This is a genomic window from Roseomonas sp. TS2 (genome assembly GCF_058833935.1).
The window spans coordinates 1-3136 of record NZ_JCACVY010000305.1; the positions used below are offsets into that span (position 1 = coordinate 1).

The following is a 3136-nucleotide window of genomic DNA, read 5'->3' on the forward strand; positions in this document are numbered from 1 at the left end:
GCGGAGCTCGGCGCGCTGGTCGAGCCGCTGGCCGTCGCCGCCGAGGCGGTGCGGGTGGGGGAGGTCTCGCTGGGCGACACGGTGCTGGTGCTGGGGCCGGGCACCATCGGCCAGGGGCTGGCGCTCATGGCGCGCGCCGCCGGGGCGGGGCGGGTGATCGTCGCCGGGCGGGCGGACGCGCCACGCTTCGCCGTGCTGGAGCAACTCGGCTTCACCGGCCGGGTGGATGTGGCGGAGGGGCCGCTCGCCGCGCAGGTGCTGGCGCTGACCGGCGGCCGCAAGGTGGACGTGGTGCTGGAGGCCACCGGCCACCCGCCCTCCATCGCCGGGGCGCTGGGCGTGCTGCGGCGCGACGGCGTGCTGGTGGTGGCCGGCATCCACGCCGCGCCGCTCGCCCTGCCGCTCACCGACTTCGTCCGCAACCGCCACCAGCTCCGCGCCTCGCACGGCTCGGCGCGCGGCACCTGGGACCGGGTGCTGGCGCTGCTGGCGCGCGACCCGGAGGGGTTCCGCCCGATGATCACCCACCGCCTGCCGCTCGAGCGCGGCCTCGAGGGGTTCGAGCTTTCCCGCCAGCGTGCCGCCAGCAAGGTGATCCTGACGCCATGAGCCTTCCCGCCCTCCGCGCCGATGACCGCGTCGCCCTCGTCACCGGCGCGGCGCGCGGCCTCGGTGCCGCCATCGCCCGTGCGCTTGCCGCCGCCGGCCACCCCGTCATCCTGGCCGATGTGCTGGAGGGGGTGGAGGCGCTCGCGGCGGAGCTGAACGCCGCCGGCCACCGCGCCCGCGCCCTGCCGCTCGACGTCGCCGACGAGGCCGCCATCGCCGCCCTGCCGCAGGCGCTGGGCGCCTGGTGGGAGGCGCTCGGCGTGCTGGTGAACAATGCCGGCATCTCGCCCAAGGTCGATGGCCGCAAGCGGCTGGTCGAGGAGATCCCGACCGAGGAATGGCGCCGCGTGATGGACGTCAATCTCACCGGCCCCTTCCTGCTCTCGCGCGCCGCCATTCCGGTGCTGAAGCGCCGGCGCTGGGGCCGCATCGTCATGATGACCAGCCAGGCGGCGCATGTGCCGAGCAGCATCACCGGCGCCTATTACGGCGCCTCCAAGGCCGGGCTGATGGGCTTCGCCCGCAACCTGGCGGCGGAGCTTGGGCCCTTCGGCATCACCGTCAACAGCGTGGCGCCGGGGCGCATCGCGACCGACATGGTGGCCGGCGCCGCGCCGGGGATGAACGAGGCCTTCATCGCCCGCATCCCGCTCGCTCGGCTGGGGGAGCCGGCGGAGGTGGGGGCGGTGGTCCGCTTCCTCGCCTCGGACGACGCCGGCTACCTGACCGGCACCACCATTGACGTCGGCGGCGGCAGCTACATGCCCTGAGCGCGCCGCCCCTGGTCCAGGCGCGCCAAGCGCCGGGCCGCTCATCCCGGGAGGAAGGAAGAACCATGCAACGACGCACCCTGCTGGCGGCCGCGCCCGCCGCCCTGCTCGCCCCGCGCCTCGCCCGCGCCGCCACCTGGCCGGAGCGGGAGATCTCCGTCATCGTCCAGTACGGGCCGGGCGGCTCCACCGACGTCTCCACCCGCGCCATCGCCGCCGAGGCGGAGAAGATCCTCGGCGTGCCGCTGCAGGTGGTGAACCGCCCCGGCGGGCAGGGCACGGTGGGGCCGCAGCAGGTGGCGGCGGCGCGGCCGGATGGCTACACGCTGGGCACCACCGGCCTCGCCGGCCTGGCCATCGCGCCGCACATGCTGGACGTGCCCTACAGCGCCGACAGCTTCACCTTCCTGCCCGCCTTCGCGCGCTACCTCTACGGCATCGCCGTGCGCGCGGAATCGCCGCACCGGAGCATCGCCGACCTGCTCGCCGCGGCGAAGGCGAAGCGCACCACCTTCGCCGCGACCGGCGCGCCCAACAACATCGGCATGTTCGACCTGGGGCGGAAGGCGGGGGCGCGCTTCCAGTTCGTCCCCTTCGGCTCCGGCGCGGAGGCGGTGACGGCGGCGCTGGGCGGGCATGTGGACGCGGTGATCCAGAACCCGCCCGAGATGCTGCCGGCGCTGCAATCCGGCCGGCTGCGCCTGCTCGCCTCGGCCAGCGCCGGCCGCTGGAAGGAATATCCCGACGTGCCGACGCTGCGCGAGCAGGGCCACGACGTGGTGGTGGATTCCATGATCGGCTTCATCGCGCCCAGGGGCGTGCCGGAGGAGCGGCTGGCGGTGCTGAGCCGCGCCTTCCTGGAAGCCGCGCGGAAGCCGGCGCTGGCGGAGATCCTCGGCCGCTTCGGCATGGTGCCGGCGGTGATGCAGCCGGACGAGTTCGAGCGCACGGTGCGCGAGGCGCATGACCGCTTCGGCCCCGAGCTGCGCGAGGCCGGCCTGGCGCGGAAGCGTTGAGCGGCGGCATGACACGGACCGCGCGCTGGGTCGCCCTCGGCGGCCTCGCCTTCGCCCTGCTCGGCTGGCGGGAGGCATCGCGGCTGGAGCGCTGGGGCTGGGACGGCCCCGGCCCCGGGCTGGTGCCGCAGGTGCTGCTGGTGCTGATCGGCCTCGCCGCGCTGGCGGTGCTGGCCTGGCCGGGCGACGCCGCGGCCGAGGCGGAGGGCGGCGCGGCGCCGCACCGCAGCCGCACCTTCCTGGCCTATGCGGCGGCCATGCTGGGGGTGGCGCTGGCGCTGCCCTATGCCGGCTTCATCCTGCCGATGCTGCTGGCGGTGCTGCTGATGCTGCGGCTGGGCGAGGGCGCGCGCTGGCGCACCGCCGGCCTCTACGCCGTGGCGCTGACGGCGGGCACGGTGCTGCTGTTCGGCACGCTGCTCGGCGTGCCCTTCCCGCCCGGGCCGGTGGAGCACGCGCTCTCCGGCCTCGGCCTGCTGCGGGGGGCGTGAGGCCATGATGGACGGGCTGCTGCACGGCTTTGCCGTGCTCTCCACCTGGCAGAATCTGAGCCTCTGCCTGCTTGGCGCCGTGCTCGGCACGGTGGTGGGGGTGCTGCCGGGGCTCGGCCCCGCCACCACCATCGCGCTGCTGCTGCCGATCACGCTGAAGCTGGACCCGACGGGCGCCATCATCCTGCTCGCCGGCATCTACTACGGCGTGGCCTATGGCGGCACGCTGACCTCGGTGCTGATGCGCATC

Annotated in this window: 5 protein-coding genes; all 5 read left to right on the forward strand. The window is 75.3% G+C overall.

Annotated features, from left to right (window positions below; all coding sequences use genetic code 11):
* The coding region (locus tag ACZJYS_RS23730) for a zinc-dependent alcohol dehydrogenase (RefSeq protein ID WP_493180563.1) at window positions 1–609 on the forward strand (609 nt) is incomplete at its 5' end.
* Window positions 606–1379: an SDR family NAD(P)-dependent oxidoreductase gene (locus ACZJYS_RS23735; RefSeq protein ID WP_379652380.1), complete on the forward strand. Its 774-nt coding sequence runs from the start codon at window positions 606–608 to the stop codon at window positions 1377–1379. The genes ACZJYS_RS23730 and ACZJYS_RS23735, both read left to right, overlap by 4 nt.
* 65 nt (window positions 1380–1444) lie before the next feature.
* The gene (locus ACZJYS_RS23740) at window positions 1445–2395 is read left to right on the forward strand and encodes a tripartite tricarboxylate transporter substrate binding protein (protein ID WP_493180564.1); all 951 of its coding nucleotides are present in this window, start codon (window positions 1445–1447) and stop codon (window positions 2393–2395) included.
* 8 nt (window positions 2396–2403) lie between these two features.
* Entirely contained in the window at window positions 2404–2886 is a 483-nt protein-coding gene (locus tag ACZJYS_RS23745; RefSeq protein ID WP_493180565.1) for a tripartite tricarboxylate transporter TctB family protein, read from the forward strand.
* 4 nt (window positions 2887–2890) lie between these two features.
* Window positions 2891–3136: tripartite tricarboxylate transporter permease (locus ACZJYS_RS23750; RefSeq protein WP_493180566.1), on the forward strand; the 246-nt coding region annotated here is incomplete at its 3' end.

Coding starts and splice junctions, on each gene's coding strand:
- ACZJYS_RS23735 (WP_379652380.1), top strand. CDS start 606: ATGAGCCTTCCCGCCCTCCGCGCCGATGACCGCGTCGCCCTCGTCACC.
- ACZJYS_RS23745 (WP_493180565.1), top strand. CDS start 2,404: ATGACACGGACCGCGCGCTGGGTCGCCCTCGGCGGCCTCGCCTTCGCC.
- ACZJYS_RS23740 (WP_493180564.1), top strand. CDS start 1,445: ATGCAACGACGCACCCTGCTGGCGGCCGCGCCCGCCGCCCTGCTCGCC.